Genomic DNA, 2,746 nt, shown 5'->3' on the forward strand with positions numbered 1-2,746 from the left:
CTTACACTGGGAGAGCTTTTTTACTCACTCACCGACTTTTCAAACACCCTCTTAGAGATAATCATGGAAATTTCGTTGTTATCAAAACTTTAAATGATGCTATCCTCGATTAGATTGGGATCCTGCGTCTCTTTTATGGAGAAAACTAAAGTTACTCTTTAGAGCCGAAAACCCATCTACACCAGATCGCAATGCTTGGGCGTTTGGTCATGCTTTAATAGAATATTGGATGCAAGATTTAACAATAGAACAACTGCAAACTAGATTTAATTATTATCTTCAGTCATGAAAAATTAGAGTTTTACAAAGCCAATTTTCCGCAGTCAATTTTTTCTAAAATACTTCCCTGTATCATATAAGGCTTTAGCTCCTCCGTTACATACACTTCCCTCACTATTCCTTCCACTACAGAGAAATTTTTGGTAATTTCTGCAAATTCATGAAGAAACTTTTCGCTATCTGTAGGAACTTCCTGAAAGCGCAAAATTGTTGAATGAATAGATATTGGCGTATCTAAATCATAATCTCTATCATCACCTTTCAATATATTCAAAGCTTCTTTGCGTATTTCATATATCTCTCCTTCAGGATTGTATATCGGGAAGAATGCAGCAGACCTTAATAATACAGGAGCATCAATAAATATTTTAATTGGCCTGTGCTGTACTATGTTTGCTATTTTCATCTTTAACCGTTTCAAGATATCAGTATCTAAGTATTTCTTAGTTTTCTTCAGCCTTTTTTTAAAGTTAACAACCGTTACAATTGTAATGTGCGTTTGGGTATATGGATATATATAAGCACCTTCTAATTCTTGCAATCTCTCATACATTTCCTCATAAATTTCCCTGATTTCCGTAGGCAGAGGCCAAGCACAAGCAATATTAACTCCGTAAACTTCCCTGTCAATGTCTCTACCCACTAATTCATCCTTAATAAATCCATATTCTTGTATTTCTTGGCGGAATAAAGCTCTTGTTTCTTCAGAAAATTTTTGTAACATATAGGACTCCTATTTGGTTTTTGATAGTTTACATGGTGTAGCCATACTAGACTCAGCAGTTATCTATCCGGCTTTTCCTCTTTATGCAAATTAATTCATACATTAAGTCCAAGGACTATACTCACAATCCCAATACTGCTCGGTTATTCCTATCTCGTCATACAGCATACTAAGATTTTTGTCGTAATATTACTAAATATTACTAAATATTACTAAAATGTCACTAAAATTTATAAAATATTCAATAATCTGGTTAAAATCCCACAATTCGCTTATATTTTAACAGATTTTCTAAGTATTTACTGAAGATATCCTAAGTAGGAATTAAGCAATTAACTAAGTATTTATTGATATTTTGCTAATATTTAATACATTAATAGCGAGCCAGTCTTTGATTACCCAAGTGTATTTACCGAACATTAGCTAAGTGTTGACTAATATATTGATACTTGATAAATTACTTGTGTGAAAGTTTCTGACACCATTGGGTCAATTAAATACGTGCTAAGGAGTAATCTATGAGCCAAAGTCGGACTACAATAAATTTCATCACTTCCGAGACTGTTTCTCAAACCTTCTACGATGTAGTCATAGTTGGAGCGGGAGTAGCCGGAGCCATTGTTGCCAAACAACTTAGTGAGCAAGGAAAGCGGGTTTTAATTCTGGAAGCGGGAACGGGTTATGGTTTAACCCTTGAGGGCTTTCAAAGTCACGTTGATACCTTCTATGGTGCAGTAGACAAAAACGCCAATTCCCCTTATCCCGTAAACCGTAACGCCCTTAGCCCCACTGATGGTGCTAATCATTATTTTGAAGAAAAAGGACCATTACCTCTTAGCGGTTCTTATACAAGAGTGTTGGGTGGAACTACGATGCACTGGGAAGGGAAAACCATCCGAATGCTACCCGAAGACTTCGAGTTACACACTAGGTATGGAAAAGGTCTTGACTGGCCAATCAAGTATGAAGACCTGATGCCCTACTACCGCCAAGCGGAGTATGAAATGGGGGTTTCTGGGGACGTAGAAGGACAAAAAGGTCTCGGTGTCCCCTTTAAAGAGGGCTATGTTTTCCCGATGCTTGAGCTTCCTCCTTCTTACTTGGATCAGAAAGTTAGTGAGGGACTGAAAGGATCTACCGTCGAACTTGAGGGCGAGACTATTAAATTAGAACTCAGTACCTTTCCTCAAGGTCGCAATAGTATCCCTAATCCCAAGTACAACGAATACGGGCATAAAGCTGATATTCGCTTCGTTCCTGATGGAATTGCCAGTCTGAAGCCTCTAGAGTATGGGGAACGCTGCCAAGGTAACGCCAACTGTGTACCTATCTGTCCAGTACAAGCGAAGTATGATGCCCGTAAAACCTTAAATACCATAGCTTTTCCTGATCGAGTAGATTTACTTGCCCAAGCTGTAGCCTATGAAGTAGAAGTTGATCCCGCTAACGGTCGTGTCACCGCTATTCACTACAAGAACTATAAGGATAAGAACTCTCCTGATCATACCGTTGGTATAGCTAAAGGTGCTTTATTTGTCTTGGCTGCCCATGCAGTGGAAAATGCCAAGCTGATGCTTGCTTCCAATTTGAAGAGTAGCAATGATCTAATGGGACGCAACCTCATGGATCATCCTTTCCTCTTGGCTTGGGCTTTGATGCCAGAAGTGACTGGAACAATGCGCGGACCCCTAGTGGTCTGTCAAGCAAAAAATTGTGAATTTGAGAGAGAATAGGGGGGCTATT

The 2,746-nt window shown here is 38.6% G+C and carries 2 protein-coding genes; one reads left to right on the top strand and one right to left on the bottom strand.

What is annotated here, in order from left to right; genetic code table 11:
• Window positions 1-301: 301 nt before the first annotated feature.
• Window positions 302-1,003, bottom strand: a complete 702-nt coding sequence (locus tag FJR05_RS24245; RefSeq protein WP_168646476.1) for a hypothetical protein — start codon at window positions 1,001-1,003, stop codon at window positions 302-304.
• A 518-nt stretch (window positions 1,004-1,521) separates the two neighbouring features.
• Here FJR05_RS24245 and FJR05_RS24250 point away from each other — a divergent pair.
• Window positions 1,522-2,736 (top strand): GMC family oxidoreductase N-terminal domain-containing protein, encoded by a 1,215-nt coding sequence (locus tag FJR05_RS24250; protein ID WP_254447077.1) that lies wholly within the window; start codon window positions 1,522-1,524, stop codon window positions 2,734-2,736.
• The last annotated feature ends 10 nt before the right edge of the window (window positions 2,737-2,746 follow it).

Origin of the sequence: Dolichospermum sp. UHCC 0259, from assembly GCF_009711935.1 — a bacterium.
Taxonomy (GTDB): domain Bacteria; phylum Cyanobacteriota; class Cyanobacteriia; order Cyanobacteriales; family Nostocaceae; genus Dolichospermum.